24 protein-coding genes are annotated in these 21,271 nt (G+C 31.8%); 7 read left to right on the forward strand and 17 right to left on the reverse strand.

What is annotated here, in order from left to right:
• Positions 1–372 precede the first annotated feature (372 nt).
• From ACKI3D_RS00095 to ACKI3D_RS00105, 3 genes are all read left to right on the forward strand, one after another.
• Complete coding sequence (locus ACKI3D_RS00095; protein ID WP_407391152.1) at positions 373–912, forward strand: hypothetical protein; 540 nt, start codon at positions 373–375, stop codon at positions 910–912.
• A gap of 206 nt (positions 913–1,118) precedes the next feature.
• Complete coding sequence (locus ACKI3D_RS00100; RefSeq protein WP_407391154.1) at positions 1,119–2,135, forward strand: phosphorylating glyceraldehyde-3-phosphate dehydrogenase; 1,017 nt, start codon at positions 1,119–1,121, stop codon at positions 2,133–2,135.
• Between the two features lie 35 nt (positions 2,136–2,170).
• A complete protein-coding gene (locus tag ACKI3D_RS00105; RefSeq protein ID WP_407391156.1) occupies positions 2,171–3,007 on the forward strand; it encodes a TIM barrel protein in 837 nt (278 codons plus the stop codon).
• Here the strand turns inward: ACKI3D_RS00105 and ACKI3D_RS00110 are convergent.
• From ACKI3D_RS00110 to ACKI3D_RS00120, 3 genes are all read right to left on the reverse strand, one after another.
• Entirely contained in the window at positions 3,004–3,537 is a 534-nt protein-coding gene (locus tag ACKI3D_RS00110; protein WP_407391158.1) for a zinc-ribbon domain-containing protein, read from the reverse strand. The two genes, ACKI3D_RS00105 and ACKI3D_RS00110, sit on opposite strands and share 4 nt — an antisense overlap.
• A gap of 389 nt (positions 3,538–3,926) precedes the next feature.
• Positions 3,927–4,193, reverse strand: a complete 267-nt coding sequence (locus ACKI3D_RS00115) for a hypothetical protein (RefSeq protein WP_407391160.1) — start codon at positions 4,191–4,193, stop codon at positions 3,927–3,929.
• A 4-nt stretch (positions 4,194–4,197) separates the two neighbouring features.
• The gene (locus ACKI3D_RS00120; protein ID WP_407391162.1) at positions 4,198–5,115 is read right to left on the reverse strand and encodes a metallophosphoesterase; all 918 of its coding nucleotides are present in this window, start codon (positions 5,113–5,115) and stop codon (positions 4,198–4,200) included.
• A gap of 247 nt (positions 5,116–5,362) precedes the next feature.
• Here ACKI3D_RS00120 and ACKI3D_RS00125 point away from each other — a divergent pair, with 247 nt between their 5' ends.
• Positions 5,363–6,487: an AAA family ATPase gene (locus ACKI3D_RS00125; protein ID WP_407391164.1), complete on the forward strand. Its 1,125-nt coding sequence runs from the start codon at positions 5,363–5,365 to the stop codon at positions 6,485–6,487.
• A gap of 6 nt (positions 6,488–6,493) precedes the next feature.
• Here ACKI3D_RS00125 and hemA read toward each other — a convergent pair whose 3' ends face one another.
• The 3 genes from hemA to ACKI3D_RS00140 are packed head-to-tail and all read right to left on the reverse strand — an operon-like array spanning position 6,494 to position 8,794.
• Positions 6,494–7,693, reverse strand: coding sequence for a glutamyl-tRNA reductase (gene hemA / locus ACKI3D_RS00130; RefSeq protein WP_407391166.1), 1,200 nt, complete (start codon positions 7,691–7,693; stop codon positions 6,494–6,496).
• Positions 7,690–8,310, reverse strand: coding sequence for a bifunctional precorrin-2 dehydrogenase/sirohydrochlorin ferrochelatase (locus tag ACKI3D_RS00135; RefSeq protein WP_407391168.1), 621 nt, complete (start codon positions 8,308–8,310; stop codon positions 7,690–7,692). The genes hemA and ACKI3D_RS00135 overlap by 4 nt, the downstream gene beginning before the upstream one ends.
• Before the next feature lies 1 nt (position 8,311).
• Positions 8,312–8,794 (reverse strand): methanogenesis marker 9 domain-containing protein, encoded by a 483-nt coding sequence (locus ACKI3D_RS00140; RefSeq protein ID WP_407391170.1) that lies wholly within the window; start codon positions 8,792–8,794, stop codon positions 8,312–8,314.
• A gap of 158 nt (positions 8,795–8,952) precedes the next feature.
• Between ACKI3D_RS00140 and ACKI3D_RS00145 the strand changes: the two genes are divergently transcribed.
• On the forward strand, positions 8,953–9,642 hold the full coding sequence (locus ACKI3D_RS00145; protein ID WP_407391172.1) for a M48 family metallopeptidase: 690 nt from the start codon (positions 8,953–8,955) through the stop codon (positions 9,640–9,642).
• A 6-nt stretch (positions 9,643–9,648) separates the two neighbouring features.
• Here ACKI3D_RS00145 and atwA read toward each other — a convergent pair whose 3' ends face one another.
• The 11 genes from atwA to ACKI3D_RS00200 all read right to left on the reverse strand — a co-directional run bounded on the left by atwA (position 9,649) and on the right by ACKI3D_RS00200 (position 18,922).
• Positions 9,649–11,247 carry a methyl coenzyme M reductase system, component A2 gene (atwA, locus tag ACKI3D_RS00150; RefSeq protein WP_407391174.1) on the reverse strand — a complete coding sequence of 533 codons (1,599 nt, stop codon included), beginning with the start codon at positions 11,245–11,247 and terminating at the stop codon, positions 9,649–9,651.
• Between the two features lie 74 nt (positions 11,248–11,321).
• A complete protein-coding gene (locus tag ACKI3D_RS00155) occupies positions 11,322–12,032 on the reverse strand; it encodes an MJ0144 family RNA dihydrouridine synthase-like protein (protein ID WP_407391229.1) in 711 nt (236 codons plus the stop codon).
• Between the two features lie 29 nt (positions 12,033–12,061).
• Entirely contained in the window at positions 12,062–12,823 is a 762-nt protein-coding gene (locus ACKI3D_RS00160; RefSeq protein ID WP_407391176.1) for a GTP cyclohydrolase III, read from the reverse strand.
• 21 nt (positions 12,824–12,844) lie between these two features.
• A complete protein-coding gene (gene cofD / locus ACKI3D_RS00165; protein WP_407391178.1) occupies positions 12,845–13,750 on the reverse strand; it encodes a 2-phospho-L-lactate transferase in 906 nt (301 codons plus the stop codon).
• Positions 13,751–13,758: 8 nt separating this feature from the next.
• Positions 13,759–14,523 carry a coenzyme F420-0:L-glutamate ligase gene (locus tag ACKI3D_RS00170; RefSeq protein WP_407391180.1) on the reverse strand — a complete coding sequence of 255 codons (765 nt, stop codon included), beginning with the start codon at positions 14,521–14,523 and terminating at the stop codon, positions 13,759–13,761.
• Between the two features lie 33 nt (positions 14,524–14,556).
• Positions 14,557–15,183 (reverse strand): IMP cyclohydrolase, encoded by a 627-nt coding sequence (locus ACKI3D_RS00175; protein ID WP_407391182.1) that lies wholly within the window; start codon positions 15,181–15,183, stop codon positions 14,557–14,559.
• Between the two features lie 14 nt (positions 15,184–15,197).
• Positions 15,198–15,611 carry an ExbD/TolR family protein gene (locus tag ACKI3D_RS00180; RefSeq protein ID WP_407391184.1) on the reverse strand — a complete coding sequence of 138 codons (414 nt, stop codon included), beginning with the start codon at positions 15,609–15,611 and terminating at the stop codon, positions 15,198–15,200.
• A gap of 8 nt (positions 15,612–15,619) precedes the next feature.
• Complete coding sequence (locus ACKI3D_RS00185) at positions 15,620–16,459, reverse strand: MotA/TolQ/ExbB proton channel family protein (protein WP_407391186.1); 840 nt, start codon at positions 16,457–16,459, stop codon at positions 15,620–15,622.
• An 87-nt stretch (positions 16,460–16,546) separates the two neighbouring features.
• The gene (gene rnhB / locus ACKI3D_RS00190) at positions 16,547–17,161 is read right to left on the reverse strand and encodes a ribonuclease HII (protein WP_407391188.1); all 615 of its coding nucleotides are present in this window, start codon (positions 17,159–17,161) and stop codon (positions 16,547–16,549) included.
• Between the two features lie 46 nt (positions 17,162–17,207).
• On the reverse strand, positions 17,208–18,281 hold the full coding sequence (locus tag ACKI3D_RS00195; protein WP_407391190.1) for a rod shape-determining protein: 1,074 nt from the start codon (positions 18,279–18,281) through the stop codon (positions 17,208–17,210).
• A 2-nt stretch (positions 18,282–18,283) separates the two neighbouring features.
• A complete protein-coding gene (locus ACKI3D_RS00200; RefSeq protein ID WP_407391192.1) occupies positions 18,284–18,922 on the reverse strand; it encodes a hypothetical protein in 639 nt (212 codons plus the stop codon).
• A gap of 417 nt (positions 18,923–19,339) precedes the next feature.
• On the opposite strand from ACKI3D_RS00200, the gene ACKI3D_RS00205 reads away from it, so the two are divergent.
• Both ACKI3D_RS00205 and ACKI3D_RS00210 read left to right on the forward strand, forming a co-directional pair.
• Positions 19,340–20,032 carry an archaetidylserine synthase gene (locus tag ACKI3D_RS00205; protein WP_407391194.1) on the forward strand — a complete coding sequence of 231 codons (693 nt, stop codon included), beginning with the start codon at positions 19,340–19,342 and terminating at the stop codon, positions 20,030–20,032.
• 65 nt (positions 20,033–20,097) lie between these two features.
• Positions 20,098–21,261 carry a DUF515 domain-containing protein gene (locus tag ACKI3D_RS00210; RefSeq protein WP_407391196.1) on the forward strand — a complete coding sequence of 388 codons (1,164 nt, stop codon included), beginning with the start codon at positions 20,098–20,100 and terminating at the stop codon, positions 21,259–21,261.
• Positions 21,262–21,271: the final 10 nt, after the last annotated feature.

Below are 21,271 nucleotides of genomic sequence, written 5' to 3' on the forward strand. Positions count from 1 at the left end.
AGATATTTCAATTTAAGAATGCCAATTATTTTTTTGAATAAGGTTCAATTTTAAAAAAAAATTCTAAATGAACCTAATTTATTAATTCTAATAATGATTATATAATAAAATAAAAAACATCTGAAAAATGAAATTTTTTTAGTAAAATATATAAATTGAAAGTAATAAATAAAAAATTATGTGTTTGTGAGGTTTTGTTACTGAACAAAAAATTTTTTAGTAAGAATAACACTAATAACGACTTTTTTCATAAAAATGTTTAATGTGTTAAAAATCCTTATAGGAATATGAAACCCCTACAAATACGCCTTAATGAAACACATTATCTAAATTAAATTTTTAATTTAAATATGATGGAAAAACGGTGATTCAATGAACTATAAAAAAATATTGGCAATAACTCTACTACTTATAGCTGTATTAAGTTGTTTAAATGTAGCTAGTGCTGGACTTTTTGATGACTTATTTGGTGGAAGTGAAGTAACTAATGCAACATACGAATTTGACGGTTTCACTTTAGATTTACCAAGTAATGCAAATATTACAAACAATACCACTAAAGAAGATGGTTATACAATTAAGTCTTCTGAAATAGAATGGCAAAATGGCGATGATGAGGACAATGTAACCTACATTTCAGTTGGGGTAATGAAAGGAAGTAGAGTTGTAGATTCCGTAGAAGAATATGTAGCCAACTGGCTTGATGATGGTGCTAAATCTGAAGGAACTCACGGTAAATGGGCAATTATTGATATTAATGGTGTTCCAATTGATTTCTTCAAAGATTATGACATCAACGTTACCTACTCTGGATACATTTTAGCTCATCACGACGGAAAAAGACTTATTTCAATTCAAGGAGATAACTTAACTGAATTAGAAAACGTTGTTGATACATACAAAAAAATATAAGAACTATGAAGACTGTTAATTACTTTTAACAGTCTATTTTTTTAATTTTGTTTAATTCTTAATAATCTTAATTTTAACCTAATCCCCAAAACTAATTTTTTTAATTTAACTTAATACACCTAAAAGCCAACCATCAAATTTTAAATAACTTAACTAACAAATCTTAAAGTATATAATAAATCAATTATTATAAAAAAGGGATTAAAATGAAAACTGTTGCAATTAATGGTTATGGAACCATCGGTAAAAGAGTGGCTGATGCTGTAGCCGCTCAAGATGATATGAAAGTAATTGGTGTAAGTAAAACTAGACCAAACTACGAAGCAAGAACTGCAGTTGAAGAAAAAGGTTATCCTTTATACATTGGAATTCCAGAAAGAGAACAATTATTCAAAGATGCTGGAATCGAAATAGCCGGTACTGTTGAAGACATGATACAAGAAGCAGACGTTGTTGTTGACTGTACTCCTGGAAGTATTGGACCTCAAAACCTTGAAATGTATAAAAAAGCTGGCGTAAAAGCAATTTACCAAGGTGGAGAAGACCACGAGCTAACAGGTCTTTCTTTTAACTCATTTGGTAATTATGATGACTCCTATGGTGCAGACTACACTAGAGTAGTGTCCTGTAACACCACTGGATTAACCCGTACCTTATCAACAATTGATCCAATTGCAGACATCAAAAAGGTGAGGGCAGTTATGGTTAGAAGAGGATCAGACCCATCTGAAATCAAAAAAGGACCAATTAATGCTATTGTTCCAAATCCTCCAAAAGTACCATCTCACCATGGTCCTGATGTAAAAACTGTAATGAAGGGCATTGATGTTACCACTATGGCATTGCTTGTACCTACTACCTTGATGCACCAACACAACATTATGGTTGAAATCAATAATGATGTAGAAACCGAAGAAATAATTGAAGCCCTAGAAAAACGTTCTAGAGTAATTATTGTATCCGCTGAAGAAGGTTTAGGCTCAACTGCTGAGTTAATGGAATATGCAAAAGAACTTGGAAGAAACAGAAATGACTTATACGAAATTCCAGTTTGGAAAGAATCCATTAACGTTGTAGATAATGAATTATTCTACATGCAAGCAGTGCATCAAGAATCTGATGTAATACCTGAAAACATTGATGCAATTCGTGCACTTTTAGAAATGGAAAGTGACAGCGAAAAATCAATTGCAAAAACTAACAAAGCTATGGGAATATTCTAAATTCCCTCTTTTTTTACTATTTTTTTATGATTTAAATGAAAAACAGAGTACTTTTTGGACCAGCGGGAAGTCCAGTAAACTATAAAGGTGCGGCCTATAAAGCTCCTAAATATATTTCCGAAGAAGGATTGGACTCATATGAATATCAATCCCCTTATGGAGTTAGAATTGGAGAATCCTCTGCTGCAACATTAAAAAAAGAATCTGAAAAGCACGATATTCTAATATCCATGCATGGCCCGTATTATATCAATTTATGTGCAAAAGAGGAAGATAAAATTGAAAAAAGTCTTGGACATTTAATTTCTATGGCACGTGCAGGAGAATGGATGGGCGCTTATAGACTGGTATTCCACCCAGGAGCTTATTTGAATAGAAAACCCGATAAAGCAATGGAAATTTCAAAAACAACCGTCAATAAGTTATTTGAAGAACTTGAAGCGGAAGGAATTGAAAATTTTACATTTGCCCCTGAAACTACTGGTAAAAGAACACAGCAAGGAAATATTTCAGAAATTGTTGAGTTATGCTCTTCATTTGATCATTTTGAACCAACAGTAGATTTTGCACATATTCATGCAAGAGGAAGAGGATTTTTAACAAAAAAAGATGACTATAACTGCATTTTCTCAACACTTGAAGATAAATTAGACATTGACATTCTACATTGCCATTTCACAACCATCGAATATGCCAATCATGGTGAAGTAAAACATCATACATTAGATGAAAGTGATGAATACGGACCAAATATTAAAGATTTGCTGGTTAATCTAATTGATAACGGCTGGAAGGCAAATATAATTTGTGAAACTCCGCTTCGTGATGTGGATTCACTTAAAATGAAAGAATTATATGAAGAAATGATTTAGTAATCTTTAACTGAATGGATTAAATCATCCATGTCATTAAATAGATTATTTATATCTTCCTCATCTTTTTTATTTGAGCTTAACTGAATGACCAACTCATTAATCAAATCATCCATTTTGTCAACAAATGTTTGTAAAGTATTAATTTTAGATTCAATCTCCTGTTTTATCACAGGACTGTCATCATTATCCAACTCGACCATTTTTCTTGCTATCAGCAATTGGTTGTGAAACAACTCATTGGATTTTTCAATTGAAGATGAAAACTTATTATATGCCATATGATTTGGATCAAAAAGCTTATTGACTAAAGTTGTGGCCCGAGATTGTTTCAAATCGTATTCCCGATTTATCCTATCAATTTCACTGCTATATTTTGATACGGGAACATTAATTGGCTTTTCTTCATGAACCACAGGTTTTTCTTCATGAACAACAGCCTTTCCACATTGTGAACAAAAATTTTGACCTTCTCCTAATTTTGCTCCACAATAAATGCAAAAATGATTATGAGTTTCTTCTATAGTCATACAATTATTATTTAAGTATTTATGTTTTATAAACTTTAATTCACGTACAAATGATTGATGAAATGTAATGAATTTATTAAAGTTTATCGACAAATTATTTTTCGCATCCTCAAAATTTTGATTTTGATTGTCAATATTAAATGATTCAAAAATTAATTTCGTGTTTTTAGCTTCAGAAATTACCTTAATTAAAGATTCTATCCATTTATCATAGGATTTTTCATATGCTTTGGTTAATTCTATTGAGTTCACAAAGTCTTTCCAAAAAATATCTGAAAAATGCAAATACCTTAAAGCAAAATCATTTAAATCAACTATACAATTACTAAATAACTTGCTTAAACCATCAAATATCTCAATAATATTGTTTACATGCTTCTCATAACTAATCAAGGATTTTGTGAATTTTTCAGTTGAATCCTCCATTTTTCAGAATACAAATCAATTGAATAATTGAAATCGGACATTAGATTTTCATATCCATAAACCGCATCTTGAAATTTAAAACCGATTTGATTTAAAAAATCATCTCCAGTTAAACTATAATCGATATCCAGAAATCTAACATCTTCATAATTTTTTAATAGATTACCACAATTCAGACAAAAAACATCACTATCCCCAGCAAAGTTATAGCAAGAGTTACAAACTACCATCCAATTACCTCATTTTCCTTTTCAATTTCAAAATTACAATCTCTGAATTAGTCCCCCATCTCATTGGAGTGTCCATTGAACCAACTCCAGTTGTGACATGAAGATATTTTCCATGTTTATTTTTAAATAATCCCCTATTATATCCGAACAACATCTCGGCAAACCAAATAACAGGATAGAACTGCCCTCCGTGAGTATGGCCCGAAAGTTGAATATCAAAGCCCAATCCGGAAAACTCTTCCCAATAATAAGGAACATGATAATTAATAATATTAACTAAATTTGGATTTAAAACACTATTATCCAATTTCGGAACACTTCTATCTTCAAAACTAAAAGTTAGGCCAAAAATACTTAAATCTCCAAATTCCTTTCTTTCATTATCTAAAACAATGACGCCTGCATTTTCACAGGCCTTGACTACACTATCAATTCCAGGATAGAAATCATGATTTCCCGGCGTGAATACAATTGGCATGTTCACATCTTTTAAGGGCAGGAAATCATCTTCTTCAACAACACAAGACCCATCGGCCAAATCTCCGGAAATAACTGCTAACTCACAGGAATTCTCAAGTTCTTTTAATTTAGATGATATTGACTCAATAATCTCCTTATGGCGAACAGACCCAAAGTGAACATCCGACAAATGTGCAATCTTAATGTCACGGGGCAAATTAGCTAATGTTAATGTTCTCTCAGTAACAACCAATTTATGAGCTTTATAATAATTGTAGATGCCTAAAACCGGTACAATTAAAACTAAACCCACTATTGCTTCAAATGGCAATTTTATAAACATTCCAAGCAAATAGATTACAATGATATCGATTAAAAACATCACTGAGGCCCACATCCAAACACCATTAATAGTTGTCAAAAGCCTTCCAACAACTGTTGATTTTCTTGCCTCAAAAAACATTGGTAAACAATGTAATAATCCTATAAAAAGTGTAATGACAATCAAATAAACATCATTAACTCCGCCAAATAATAAAAATAGATATTTTAGCAAAAAGAACTGAAATATCATATAAAATGGTGTAATAAATATTACACGTCGTGTTCTAAAACTCATGAAATTGCTCCTTGAAATAATTATATTCCACCAACTATTTAAATAATTAAAACTAATGTTAGTGTGTAACAAAAAAATCGGAGGTGATGATTTGAAAAATGATAATAAAAAACAAGAAATTAAAACAACTAATCAAAAACAAAGTATAAAAGATACAGAAAACAAAGAATATGCGGAATTTGTCGTTTTAAAACCTGTCGGTTACCCATTTGAGTTCACACTAATTGATGAAGATATAGAAATCACCAACGAAGAATTATTTGAAGAATATGCACGTGAACAATGGTTAGGATTAGTCGTAAAAGAATCATCACATCTGTTTGACCAAAAAATCATTCCGGATTATGGTTTTGAAATTGTAACTGCAAAACCGAATAACTCAATAATTTCAGAAACAACAAAAATTAAACTTATCCATGATGAATTAAACAAAAAGAAAGACATTAACAAAATAAAATCAGATATTCGTCTTGCAAACATCGTTGGACAAGTTAATGCTAAAAACAAAGTCAAAGTTATTATAAAATATCTGGAAAATCCTGAAAAATTTGGGCCATGGGCTCCTAAAAATGTTTTGTTTTACGGGCTTCCAGGCACTGGTAAAACCATGCTTGTTAAAGCACTTGCAAACGAACTTGAAGTCCCATTGTATTTGATTAAAGCCACATCATTAATTGGCGACCATGTCGGAGATGGTGCATCTAAAATTCATGATCTATTTAAAAAAGCAAGTGAAAATTCCCCATCAATCATTTTTATTGATGAAATTGATGCTATTGCCCTACATAGGTCATTTCAATCCTTAAGAGGAGATGTTTCAGAAATTGTAAACTCCCTTTTAACTGAAATGGATGGAATTATCGAAAATAAATCTGTAATAACAATAGGGGCAACAAATAATCCGACTAGCCTAGATTATGCTGTGAGAAGCAGGTTTGAAGAAGAAATTGAATTTAAATTGCCAGATGATAATGAAAGATTAGCTATTTTAGAAAATAATTTGGAAAGCATGCCATTAGATTACGAACTAGATTTGGAAAAAATAGTTAAACAAACCAAAGGATTATCTGGAAGAGACATTAAAGAAAAGATACTTAAAACTGCACTTCACAATGCAATTGCAAATGATAATGACATAATCACAATGGAAAATATTGATTATGCTTTAAATGCGACAAAAATTAAAAATAGAGATGTAAAAGGAATGTTTGAATAAAATTCCTTAATCTTTTTTGAAAATATATTCTGCTGAATTAATAATATCTGAGTTTCCTTCTTTTGCGGCATTCTTAATATTTTTAGAAATATCAAAAAATATTTTATTAACTATGGAATTTGTTAAATTATCTAAAATTTTCGCACTGCCATCTACATCATCCAACTTAACTGCTGCTTTTTTAGTTTCACGTTGCCTTATCTCTTCCATAGATGCTCTTAAACTACCAAGTAATTCGTCAACTTCCATTATTCTGAAGGATTCTTTGAGTAAATTGAACTCTTCGTCGATGATAGTTTCAGCCTCACCAAATTCTTTAATTCTGAGGTTAGTATTTTCATCAGCGATTTCTCTTAAGTCATCAATATTGAATAATTTAACACCAATATCCAATACATCTTCTGAAATATCTCTAGGATTTGCAATATCCACCATCATCACATCTTCATAAGACATATCAATGCCTAAAAGACGTTTTTTTGTAATGATTGCATGAGGAGCACTAGTTGCACTAATAACCAAATCTGCAGTAGTCAAATATTCCTCCAAATCATTGAAAAGAATAGCTTCTCCACCTAAATCTTTTGCAAGCTCGACTGCAACATAATAAGTTCTATTTGCAACAAAAATAGCATTTAAATCTTTTTCAGCAAGGGCTTTTGCAACTAATTTACCCATTTTTCCAGCACCAATTACCAAAACAGACTTATCATCTAGACTGCCCATATGTTTTTCAGCCAAATCAATTGCAGCAGACCCAATAGAAACCGCACCCTTATTAATGTTGGTTTTATTTCTAACAACCTGGCCCACATGAATAGCTTTTGTAAAAACAGCATCCAGAACACGGCCGCAGTGATGATTCTTAACTGCCTTATGTTTAGCATCTTTAACTTGACCAAGAATCTGATCTTCACCAACAATCATAGATTCTAAACCTGAAGTCATCCTTAACAAATGCATTACGGCAGATTGGCCATATTCAATAAGAATACTCTGATTTTCATGAGACAATAGCTCATCATCTTCCAAAATGTTTTCATTGTGAATATAATATTCCTTTCTATTACAAGTAGAAATTTCAATATACTCATTAATAGCATATTTTTCTTGCAATTTCCAGAATAATTCATCCATATCTTTAGAAATATTTTCCATAGACTGGATATCCGCCATTTTATGGTCTACTCTTAAATTAAGTATCACTGCAATCCCCTTATTAAATTATCAATATAACTTTTTGCCTCATCAATCTTTTTATCTCGGATGAATTCATCAATATTTTCATCTTCAAAAATTTCATAAAGATATTTTCTGCGCTCCTTTTGGTCGGGAACGACATCCTTCAGATTAGACCTTGCATAATCCTGAAGTTCAATTTCTAAAATATCTTCATCCGTAATAATTGATTGAATTTTTTTCCTCAATTGACGAGCCATTAATGGACTTTTACCATTTGTAAAAATAGATATTTCAATTTCTCCAATATTGAAACTTGTTGGAACAATAACATCCCCCTTTTGCGGAAAATCTGCACGATTTACTAATTTATTTTCAGAAATCCCACAAACATAATCACACATCTCTTCATCACCGCTTGCCACAACAACAAAATCCGCCCATTCGACCAATTCATCAACCTCAGAAATAGAACATAATACAGCTCCTTTAGATTCTAATTCAGAAGAAAGGTTATTTCCTGCTAATTTCACATTAGCTCCATGGTCCAGGAATTTATTTGCTCTTCTTGTGGCAACTTCACCGGTACCTAAAATAAACACGTTTAAGTTTGAGGTATTTAAATAAAGAGAAGTCCAATTCATTTTAATCAGAATTTTCAAGAGACCTTGCATGTAATACTTTTACAGCAGCTCTTAAATCATTATTGCAATCAGTTAAAACATTCATCGCTTCAAGTTTAGTTACATGGAATGTTTCAGCCAATACTTCAGCTCTTTCATCAGGATCAGGTTTATTTACACCAACTAACCTTTCAGACAATTCTTTTTTCAAATCCAGATAATCATCATGAGTCATGTCCATGTTCCTTAAAGTCATGTCTCTTAATGGGCAAGGCTTTGATGGTTTACAACACCAAACAAGTGAACCAAAACAGGTCCCAGCTCCTTCACCTAATCTAGTTTCTTTTGCAAATTGAGTTTTAATTTCAATATATTCACGAGGAGTTAAATTTACCTCTTGTAATGCGTTTAAAACTGGGCATGGTTTTACTGGAGGACAACAAAAAGCAAGTCCCCTTACATCTCCCCCTCTACAAATGTGAGATGGTGCATCTTCCCAAGTCATGATAAACCTCCAAATATAATTTTCATTTTAAATGAAATAATAATCTTAATAAATTTAAAATAATAATATAATTTATTTAAACTAGGAATATATAATCTTTTTTGTAAAAATAAGACAAATCTTTTTAAAGAATATCAACTTATTTTAAATTAGAGAAAATGACAATAGAAAACATTATTATCGAAGGAATGGCCATCACATTAGAGCGGAAAAATATAAAAAATATGTATCTTCGAGTTTTGCCCCCAAATGGAGATATTAAAGTATCTGCACCCCTATTTGCATCAGATGATGATATTATTACATTTATTAAATCCCGTAAGGATTGGATTTTAAAAAAACAAAAATTAATTTTAGAAAAAGACATTAAAGCCCCATTGAAGTACCGCAATGGAGAAGCACATTATCTTTGGGGAAAAGAATATATCTTGCAGTTAATCAAAAATGACACTGTCAAACATGTTTTAATAGATGCTGACAAATCGATGATGTATCTGCCAGTTCCAAAAAGAAGTACAATTCAGAAAAGAGAAAAAACATTGAATGAATTTTACAGAGCCGAATTAAAAAAAGCAATCCCTCAAGTTTTGGATAAATGCACAAAAATTGTTGGAAGAACTCCTAAAGAAGTTACTGTTAGAAATATGAAAAATTGGGGAAACTGCAAAAAGGATGGGAGAATCACACTTAATTTAAATCTTGCAAAAAAAGATCCAATTTGTTTAGAATATGTGATGATTCATGAATTATGTCATTTAATTGAGTTTAACCACTCTAAAAATTTTAAAAAATTAATGGACGAATTTTGTCCTGATTGGAAAAAAATTAAAAAAAAATTAAATGAATAAGAAGAACTATCCGTCTTTCAACATGTCTTCTTTTTCATCTGGAGTTAATTGTTGAACAATTTCTTCAGGAGTACCTATATCTAGGAGTTTACCTCCTCTCATTAAAGCTGCCCTATCACAAACATCCAATACAAAGTCCATATCGTGAGAAATGATAATGAATGTTTGTTCTAATTCAGTACGTGCTTTTAAGATTGAATCTGTTACAATAACTCTGGTAACAGGATCCATAGTACCTGTTGGTTCATCCAATACAATGATATTTGGTTCTTTGATTAATACTTGTGCAAGAGCAACCCTGTGCTTTTCTCCTACACTTAATTGGTCAGGATATTTATCAAGGATATTTACCGCAACATCATCAGTAAAACCAACAGTAGTTAATGCATGAATAGCTTTAATTTTACCAAATTCTGCAGGCAAGTTTAAACTAATAGCATCAGTTAAGTTACCTAAAATTGTTCTGTGAGGATATAAGGAATATTCTTGGTGTAATAAACCAATATATGGTGTAACACGTCCACGATTAAGAGGACCTACTTTAGTCATGTCAATCCATTCATCCCCGAGTTTGATTTGGATATCACCACTACTTGGTTCAGTTAATCCCATTAACATTCTTGTGGTTGTTGTTTTACCGGAACCGCTTAATCCTACAATACCGAAAATTTCTTCTTTATTGATTGTTAAGCTAATGCCGTCAACAGCTTTTACAACACCCCGTTCAATTGAGTAGTAATGTTTTTTAACATTTTCAAGAGTTACTTCTGGTTCACCAAATTCAGGGATTTCTGGTTTTTTAGGAACTGGAACAGTTTCCATGAAATGTTCTACAACTTCATGAGGATCTCCTTCTTCTTTAATTTGACCATTTTCTAACCAGATTACATTGTCCGCAAGTTCAGTCATGACTTCTGGCCAGTGAGAAGTGATTAACATGGTGATTCCTTCATCTTTTACACCCTCTTTCAAGGTATTGTGAAGTTTTACTGCAGTTTGAGGGTCTAATGTACCTGTAGGTTCATCAGCTAAAAACATCATTGGACTTTTAGCTAATTGTCTTGCAAGTACAACTCTTTGTTTTTCCCCACCACTCAAGTCACGAGCAATATGAGTAATCCTATGGTTCATTTGTACCATATCTAATAATTCCAAAGCAGTATAAATACTTTCTTCATAGTCTTTACCTTCAGGCATTGCTCTCATAACATTTTCAATTACAGTTTCTTCATCATAAAGTGCGAAGTTACGTTGTAACATGATAGAAATTCTTCTTTTAATACTTGCGAATAATTTACGCTCAGCATTAAAGAAATCAACTTCTTTAGCTTCAAATGTAGCTCCACAACTACATTTATCGCCAACATGAGATGGAGAATCTACAGACAAACAGTCAGGGCAAACAGCCACATTAACGAATATATTTCCTGCATCAGGTTTATAATCTAATGTACCTCTAAGCATGTTAATTAAAACGGATTTTCCACTCCCACTACGTCCTAAAATACCTAAAGTTTCACCTTCACTAATCTTCAAATTAATATCTTTAAGAACATCAACACCATCAAAAGTTTTAGTAATATTCTTTAGTGTTATAAAATCCATGAAATCACCTATATAAAATTATTTTTATATTAAACTATTAATAATACTTTCTAATAACAATTGTTTTAAAAAAATTAAAAATTAGCAATATTAAAATCTAATTTACCAGAAATAACTGAACGAGCTATTGAAAATCCATCAACACCAGTAGCAATCATTTTTTCAAGATTTTCTTTAGAGTTAACAGAATTATTTCCAATAACCTTAATATTAACCATATTACAAATTGATTCTAAAAGTTCCCAGTCAGCTTCGAAAACTCCTTTTTTCATAGCATCAATATGCAAATAATTTGCACCTGCTTGTTCAATTAAACTGGCTACTTTAAAAGTATCAATTCCATCAACATTAGCTCTAATTTTAACTGAAACTTCTGATTCAGTATTATCAACAACTTGGGAGATGAAATTCCCTAGATTATCCCTTTTTAACATTTCTTGGCCACAACCAATATTTAAAATTTCATCTTGGCGGCAATGACAATTAATTTCAACAATATCTAAATTTTTTATATTTCCAACTTCAATAATAGGTTGTGGAGTTGTTGCTCTTACATTAGCAGAAACTTTTACATCTTTATGAATATTTTTTATTGAAGCCACTTCATTTTCAATATGGATAAAAATTTCATCAAGAGGAAAATCAAACTCTTTTCTTCCTCTTTGAATGATTTTTTGACTGGCTTCAATTGTAGGGGCATCTAAACTGTAACCGCCTAAAGTAGCAACATCAAAACCATACGGAATAACTTTATTTAAAAAATCAGCGTTTGTTATTCCAGCCATCGGTGCAACTACTTTAATCATTATTCTCCTCAGTATTCCTTTTCAATGACCCAAGTCCACATTTCATTGTTGTGAGCACGGATTTCTTCAAGACCAATATCTGCCATGTATGCTGCATCTTCAGCATTTTTTCCACGGCCGATTCCGGCTTTGAGTTTAATGCCTATTTCTTCATCAATTTCGACCATGATGTCTTCGATTTCCTTTTCAGATAAGCCATTGCATGGAGACATGAAGTTATCTCCACCTATGAAGAATAATAATGCTCCTTTTTTAATTAATTTAGTCATCAAATAATGTTGAGCTTTATTGACCATGAAACTTGTATCAAAAGCAGATTCTATATCAGTTAAAGTTTCGGTTACGCTGTTAATATCAATATGAGCTGCTTGAACAAAACTATCTTCTTCTGAAACTAAACTATCGATAGCTAAAATCTCTTTTCTTTCACCAGATTGAGCACTACCGGCTTTTTGTAAAGCAATAGTTGCTAATTTTTGAGCTTCATGAGGAGTTTCCGCAGCGCCAACACCCATACTAATAGTAATAGGATATCTGTTTCTGATTGACCTTTGTATTCTTAAATGATCTTCTTCATTAAGACCATTTGAAATTGCAAGCAAATTATCGAATCTAGTAAAGAATACTAAACCTTTTTTATTCCCAAAATGGTTGTTCAAATCAGCAAATAAGCTTGCTTGTAACATTTGTAAGTCGGATTCAGTTCTAGGTCTTGGAGTAACAGTCCATGGCCCATAATTGTCAATTTGTATTAATGTCATCTGTATCATTTATTAACCGCCCCTTAATAATTAAGGAATACTATTAATAATTATTTCAGCCAAATTTTTTTTAGCATCTAAATTATTCATAATTGTATTTGTAATTATTACTTTATTAATTATTTGGTTTACCTTAACTTTTTTGTCTTCATCCTGTATGTCAATTACAAAAGCATCTAAAAAATCTTCATATAATGATGCGACACCCACAGATGAGACTTCAATTCCCAATGCTTTCATGAATTTGCTAGCAGGACCACTCACGCTGTCATTTCCAATAATTGGAGACACAGCAATAACATAAGTTTCTTTTAAAGCTTCACGAACACCATCTAAAGATAGTATCGGTGAAATGGAGGTAATCGGATTTGATGGTCCAATAATCACGGCATCAGAATTTTTAATCGCATCAATGATGCCTTCAGAAGGTTTAACTTGAGAAAATTTAACATCAATAACTTCAGGTTCAGATTGGTACTTGATTAAAAAATCGTGGAATTCAAGTTCACCCATATCAGTGATAATCTTAATGTCGGAATTTTCATTGCTCATTGGAATTATTCTTGATTTGATTCCCATATTTTTAGCTTGAATTTCACAAGCTTTGCTTAAACCGTATTTTTCCATTAGTTGAGTTTTTTGTATCTTTGTTGCCCTATCAACATCTCCAATCCTAAGTAATTCAGGACAACCAATCTCCTCAAGCCTTTCATGAGTTATAAATGTATCATCCTTTACACCATACCATAACTCATCATTAATCATGTCAGACATTGTATACAATACAGTGTCAATATCTGCAGAAACATAAACTCCAGAAAAATAATCATTTTCTAAAGTATTGACGATGATTGTTAATTCACTAGGATCAACAATTTCTTTTAAACCTTGCAATAATTTTGGAGTGCCTGTGCCCCCAGATAAAACAGTAATCATATAACCACTTAATTCCTAAACACATCAAATTCCTTCGGCATCAATAAAGACTTAATGTTAGAATCGGCATCCCTTATTGTATCAAAATTACTAAAACCTCTGATGAGCACTACCGGAAGACCTTCATCAGCCTGCCCCATGATTAATGATGCGGCTGCAGACAATTCATCTGCAGTTGCAATTTCAGTAGTTTCCAATTCTCGACCATATAAATCTTTTTCACCAACTCTTCTCCAAAGAGGGGTGATTCCTGAACAACCTATTGCAGTTCCAATTGCGCCAAATCTAAATGCTCTTCCTTGAGTGTCAGTGATAATAACTGCAATTTCTTCTTTAAATTCCTCTTCTAAAAATTCACGGATTTCACGAGCAGATTTGTCTGCATCAACAGGCATTGGAGTTGCAAGCCCGTCACCAACATTAGACTCATCTATTCCAGCATTGGCACAAATAAATCCATGTTTAGTTTCAGTGATAATGAATTTAGGTCCAACTCTCACTACTTCAACAGATTCATCTAGGATAGCCTGAACAAGTTTTGGATCTTTTTTGGATCTTTCTGCAAGCTCAATAGCTTCACTTGATGGAGTCAAATCATCTAATTTAATAAAATTATCTTCGGCTTTTGAAATTAAAGTCTCAGCTATTAATATAATGTCTCCATGATTAAGTCCACAACCTTGTTTGATTATAGCTTCCTTAATAATCTGTGAAATATCACTAGATTTATCAACAATGGGAATACCCTCTAAACCAATTAATTCAATTGTCATAATATCATCATTATAAACTTAAAAAAAATAAAATTATGGATTATAGACATCTATAGTCCATTCTCCATCAAAAATAGCGGCACATGAAGTTACTGGTTTTTCATATTCAGCAAAAGTGCCTTCATCAAAAATAAATTTAGCGGCTTCAGTTGAGGTTTTAGCATCAAAATCAACTAAATCTGGTTTTTGACTGCCATATGTTGAAATGAATGCTGCTTTACCATATGGAACTGACTCAACTAACAATTTATTATCATTGACTATACCAATGTAACATTCATATTCTTCTTCATCAGTATTTGATTTAATAGCAGCGGCAATTCTTGGAGTATTATAATCATCCTTTTCATAGTCCATAGTAAGTAATGAATAAGCAAGCGCATCTCTGATATTCATTCCTAAACCGATCTTATCTGCTATTACGTCTGTTTGAGAACCATTAGATACAATAGCAGTATCCCCTACAATACGGATACTATTGTATGCAATATAGGTATTCACAAAAATATCTTTTTCAAAACCTTCTATTGGAACAACAGCCGCACGATTTTCATATTTTAAACATTTCCTATTTGGAAAAGATCTACTTGAAACACGGTAAGCTATAAAAGGTTTACCATCACAATTCATTCCTGTTGATAAAATTCTCCCAGTATACATTTTCATTCCTCATTTTAAAGTTCAGGACGATGAACAGCTGTTTCAGGTGTTACTCCTGGAGGAGTAGTAATTTCAATTTCACCAGGTTTAATGATTACCTGACCTTCATCAATTACCCTTGCCTGAACACCTACGGCGCTTCCCGCTATCGCATCCGACCGATCTTGACCATCGACAGTAACCTTATGTAAATTAGCTACCGGCACTACATAATATTCCTGGTCCCCAGAAACATCAGTAACATTAGGTTTTCCACTTGCATCATCTGCAACACTTGAATCATCCGTTTGAACATCAGTCGCTGAAAAATTACTTGTAACAACTAAAAAAATCATTATAGTGAATAAAATATCAATGAAAGGTACGAGATTGATACTTGGTTTTTGATCTAAAACTTTCTTTTTATGTTTTCTTACATCAATAGCCATTCAATCACCTATTGTTTTAGTTTACTTTCAGTAATTTCAGCATTAACATTACATTTTTCTAATATGATATTTGAAATACTTTTATCCAACATACTTGGTTTAAAAGAAACTTTAATATTAGCGTAAGGATCAGAAATTAATCTTGTATTAACAACACCCTCAGCCTCTTGCAAGGCTTCAAGTGCACATTCTACATTAGAATCGACTCTAACTTTAACTACTGCATATCCCCAATTAGTCATTTTTGTAGCGAGTTCAATTTTATCCATTTCTGCTTCAATGAGATCCTGAATATAAGTGTGCAAAGGCAATAAAACAATAGTCACAAAAAGTCCCATGATAGTTGTTGTTAAAGCTACATAGATACCTTCTGCCATAGCTGCAGAATCTGGGTGAACCCCTAAAGATTTAAATGTCATCCAAATACCGATTACTGTACCGATTAAACCTAAAAACGGTGCAAGCTCAGTAAGAGTTTTAATAGTGCTTAAACCTTTAGTCATTTTACCTACTTCAACGATGAAAATCTGTTCCATACTTTCTTCAACTTCTGTTTTATTTTTATAACCAATTTTTAAAGTTTCAGAAATAATTCTAGAAATAGGATTTTTAAAACCATTAATTTGTTTTAACGCTTCAACAGCTCCGCCTCTTTCCATAGAGGCAGTAACAACACCAAAAATCTCTGTCGTGTCAACTTTACTAATTTTTTTAAGATATGCAATCTTTCTTAACGAAATAATTAAACCATAAACACCAATGAAAAGAATTACATATGTAATAATTCCCCCTTGAGTGAAAATATCGATTATTCCATCAATAAAAGGCATGATATACTCAATTATCATTTTTATCATCCAATATATATTGAAATTTTTTTATAAAGTTAAATATATTACTCAATGTACTTAAATATTATATAAAAATACGGCAAATTATTTCATTTTAGCAACAGTCGCCCAAGACCTCCTTACAAAATCGGGCATTTCATCATATGTATAATTTGTTAGGAATTTTTTGGTAGTTGGGTCTGAAGGATAACCTGAACCAATTCCTCCTGACTTGATAAATTCCTTATTAATCTCAGCAATTTGAGCATCTCTTTCAGCTTTTGCAATTATGGATGCTGCACTTACTTCAATATACTTATCATCAGCTTTATGCTCTGCAATAACATTGCAACCTGTATCATTGCATAGATTCTCCTGAAATCTTTCAGCTTTCACATCAACAGCATCAACAATAGCCTTTTCAGGTTTTAATTTAACAATGATGCTTTCCATAGCATTTTTTTCGATTTCATTAAGGTTAACACCTTCGGCTCTTAGCCCATCAATTTCTCGAGCGGAAATAACTACAATCTCATAATCAAACATCTTTTTTAGTTTTCTGGATAAAATTGTACGCCTATTTGCTGTGAGCCTTTTTGAATCTTTAACGCCCATCCTCTCAAGGATTTTTTCCATTTTTTCAGGGACAACTACTCCTGCAATGACCATAGGGCCTAAAACAGAACCTCGTCCTGCTTCATCAATTCCTAAAATATCCATAAAAATCAGTGAAAAAAAGTAAAAAAAAGAAATAAATAAAAAATATTTATTTCATAGCTCTAAGACGAACTTCAGGTTCTAAAGCAAGCGGTTCAGCAGCAACAATAGCTGTACCTTTTGCTACAACAGTCATTGGATCATCAGAAATTTCGATTGGAATAGAAATTTCATCGAAAATTCTTTCTTTTACTCCACGAAGTCTAGAACTTCCACCAACTGCAACAGAATTGTTATAAACACCCATCATTAATTCCGGAGATAATCTTTCTAAAATTAAGTTTAAGCCTCCAACAATTTGTTGCATGTATGGTTCAACAGCATCTGCAACAAGCATTGAATCAATGACAACTTTTTTAGGCCTATTAGTTTCTAAAGATTTACCAATAACTTCAACACTTAAGTTTTCAAGTTGTTCGGAACAATGAACCATTCCAACTTCAATTTTTGCGGATTCTGCATCATGAATACCAATAGCTACATCATATTTTTCTGCAACAAGATCAACGATTTTATTATCAATATCGTCTCCACCACATCTAACAGTTTCAATGTCATTAATTCCACCAAGAGAAATGATTACAATATCAGTTGATCCAGCACCAATATCTATAACCATGGTTCCGTTTGGTTCTGCAATAGGCAAACCTGCACCAATAGCTGCGGCCAATCCTTCACTAATAACTAAAATATTTTGTGCACCAGCTTTTCTACCGATTTCTTCAGCTGCGTTTTTCTCTACTTCAGAAGCATCCCCTGGAATACCAATAACTATTCTTCCAACACTTTCACCTTCATTAATTCCAATTTGCATTGCCTTAATGAGTAAAGCTTGTGCTTGTACAACATTTTCAATAACACCTTTTTTCAAAGGCCTTACGGCAAGAATGTCTTCAGGAGTTCTTCCAAGCATTCTTTTAGCTTCTTCACCAACAGCTAAAACTTCTGAAGGGTCATCTTTTTTTACAGCAACGACAGATGGAATTTGGTATAAATCAAATTTGTCGCCTGAAGGCTTTGCAATTACTGTGTTTAAAGTTCCTAAATCAATACCTAAACTATTACTAATAACTTTAGTATCCTCAGTTTGTGGTTCTTCTTCATCTTTTCCAAAAATATTCATGATTAATCCTCCGTTACAATATCTTTAAAGTCTATAACGAAAATTCTGTTAGATGTAGCTATACTTTGAACTTTACCAATATCTCCTTCATTTTCTACAGAAAGTAGAATTGTTGATAGAACAACTTCATTTGCATTATAAAATGGTTTTAAAGCAGATTTGATAAAATTTGGTAGTTTGACTTCATTATTCAAATCAATGTCAATGAAACTAGTTGTTTGAGAATCTTTTAGAATGGCAAATGGGATTTTTGATTTTTCAATAGTCTTTATATTTGCTTTGATAACATCTTCAGGAGCAACAAGAACCATTATGTTCTTTTCTTCATTCAGATATTCACGTGAAATAGGTATGAAGGCTCCACCTTGTTTTTTAGCAGTTCTTCCAAAATCATTGATGATAATCGGATTTCCATAAAGCATGATAAAATCAAATTTTTTATCTAATTTACCATCTTTTAATATAACATGTTCTCTAAAAAGGATTCTTACAGTGTGATTTGATGCAATGGCCTTGTAAGCCATGTCATCCACCAACTCTGCATTGCCTGCAATAACACCCCAACCTTTTTCGATTTTATTTTTCCCGTCAGGTGTAACCATTGCAGCCTGCCTTAGTACACGTATATGATCCTCAATCATTTAACTACTCACATCAATATTAATCTAAATTAATTTACTTAAACAAACAAGACCTAAATCTAAAAATATTTAACATTAACTAATAATTAAATATTGAATTTAGATTTTATGACTGTTTATTAAAGCCTAACATGTTATATTTATTAAAAATATTATTATATATATGTTATCTTTTATTGTGGCTTTTTAAAAAAATCATGGCAATATCAATATTTTATGTCTTTTGAAAAGTATACATTAATCAAAAAATAAAAAATAAATCAACAAGAAAGTAAATATTAAAAAACTAAAACAAAATTACATACCAAATAAAAATAACACTTATAAATAATTAAAAAGAAATATAAATAAAAATAAAGCAAAAAACAAGCAAAAATTAATAATAAATGAGTTGAAAAGTATTACTAGGGTTTGAACATGAAAATTGAAAATACAAAGATTCAAAGTTTTATTGCACTATCAGATATAATTTCATTGTTGAATATGAGTTCCGGATTTTTATCCATTATTCTCTCAATTAACCATGAATATACAATAGCGGCAATTCTTATGATTATAGCAATCATGTTTGACTCAGCAGATGGTTGGGTAGCACGTAAAATAAACAGACAAGATGACCTTGGATTCGGTAAGAATATTGATTCACTCTCAGATGCTGTTTCATTTGGAGTTGCACCAGCAATATTCCTTTACAGTTGCATTAACACCACCCCAGGCATTTTCCAAATAATAGTAATATTAGTTAGCTTATTTATAGTTGTTTGTGGAGTTTTGAGATTGACCAGATACAATGTAATTGCAGGTAAAATTGATACAAGCGATTTTATAGGATTTCCAATCCCGGCAATATCATTTATACTTGCTACATTATATTTAAGCGGCTTATTTAACCCATATATTGGATTATTATTAAGCATTATTGTCTCAATACTTATGATAAGCAATGTTAGATATCCTAAATTTGATAATATTCCATTAATTGCAATATCTGTCGTGTTAATTTTAATATTGATACTTCCAATAAACATTATTCTATTTAACATTAACATTCCAGCATTGATTTTACTATTGTTCTGTCTATACTACCTCATAATCAATTTAATTAAATAATGAGCCGATATTACTCCTATTAATTAAATTAACCATCTCATTACCAACTTTTAGGAGTATGAACAATGAATGATAAAGAACCTAAAGACCCATTATTTCCAAGAGGTTTTAAGGAAGCTCGAGAACTGAAAGATCAAATTCAAAAAGATTATCCTAAGCCTCACAAGAAAGATGACGAGTTAACACCATTGAAAAAACTAAATCATAAGCTTGGAATATACTTAAGTCCAAGCACAACTGAAATAGCCGATGATGAAAAAAAGAGAAAAATTGGAGTGATTATTACTACATTCATCCTTTTAACATTGATTATTTCAGCTTATTATTTTGTAATCTATGAACCCGCACAAGAAGAGCTATCCTTTGCAAAGACAACAAAACTAAATGAACTCCATGATTTATATTGTGGAGCATTAACTACTTCTCCCAATGCATTCGCTTTAGAAAGCCAAATTGAAGATGCAAAAACAACAAATGATGTTGAAAATATAAATATCATAACCCCCGCAACAAAAGACTGGAAATCATACCATAAAAAGTCAATAGCAATAAATCAGGACAAATTTAATAGGACAATGGCAGTTTATTCGAATGAAAGCAAGAATGTAATCATGCATAGCGATGAAGCGACTAAAATTCTTAATGAAAATGATGCGACAGTATTGTCACAAATTAAATTTGAAAAACCAAATACCGTTTCCGTTCCTGTTTTAATATCAAGGCTTCAAGCAGGTGCAGGCCTTGTAAATGTGGGAAGCATTGTAGATATTTATACAAATAACAATTACACTGATGAGAATTATACTTTAAATACCACTACTCCGGACATTAGCGGCTGTACAGTATTGTCGATAATGAGATATGAAGATAACGGAGAAATTGACTCTGAATATTCAAAATCACATACAATCGTTAAAGGAAACAATACCTATCCTAAAGAAAATACCAAAGGCTTTTCATCGGATGTTTTGGAACTGATTAAAGGATCTATCATTGACGGATATAATGAAAAAGAAACATACAAACTACTTAAAAATTATGGGGTTAAACTATCTAATTACGAACGACAAATAAATTTAGGGGATTTGGATGCTCAATATATGCTTTTGATTGAAGTTCCGCAGGATAAAGTCAACTATGTAATAGATAATATGGATAATATCGTTCTTACAATCCCAACTTCACAGGCTCCGGATTGGATGGTATCAGAAATTAGTCGAACATATTAAGAAAAGTATT

Origin of the sequence: Methanobrevibacter sp. (genome assembly GCF_045586545.1) — an archaeon.
Lineage (GTDB): Archaea > Methanobacteriota > Methanobacteria > Methanobacteriales > Methanobacteriaceae > Methanocatella.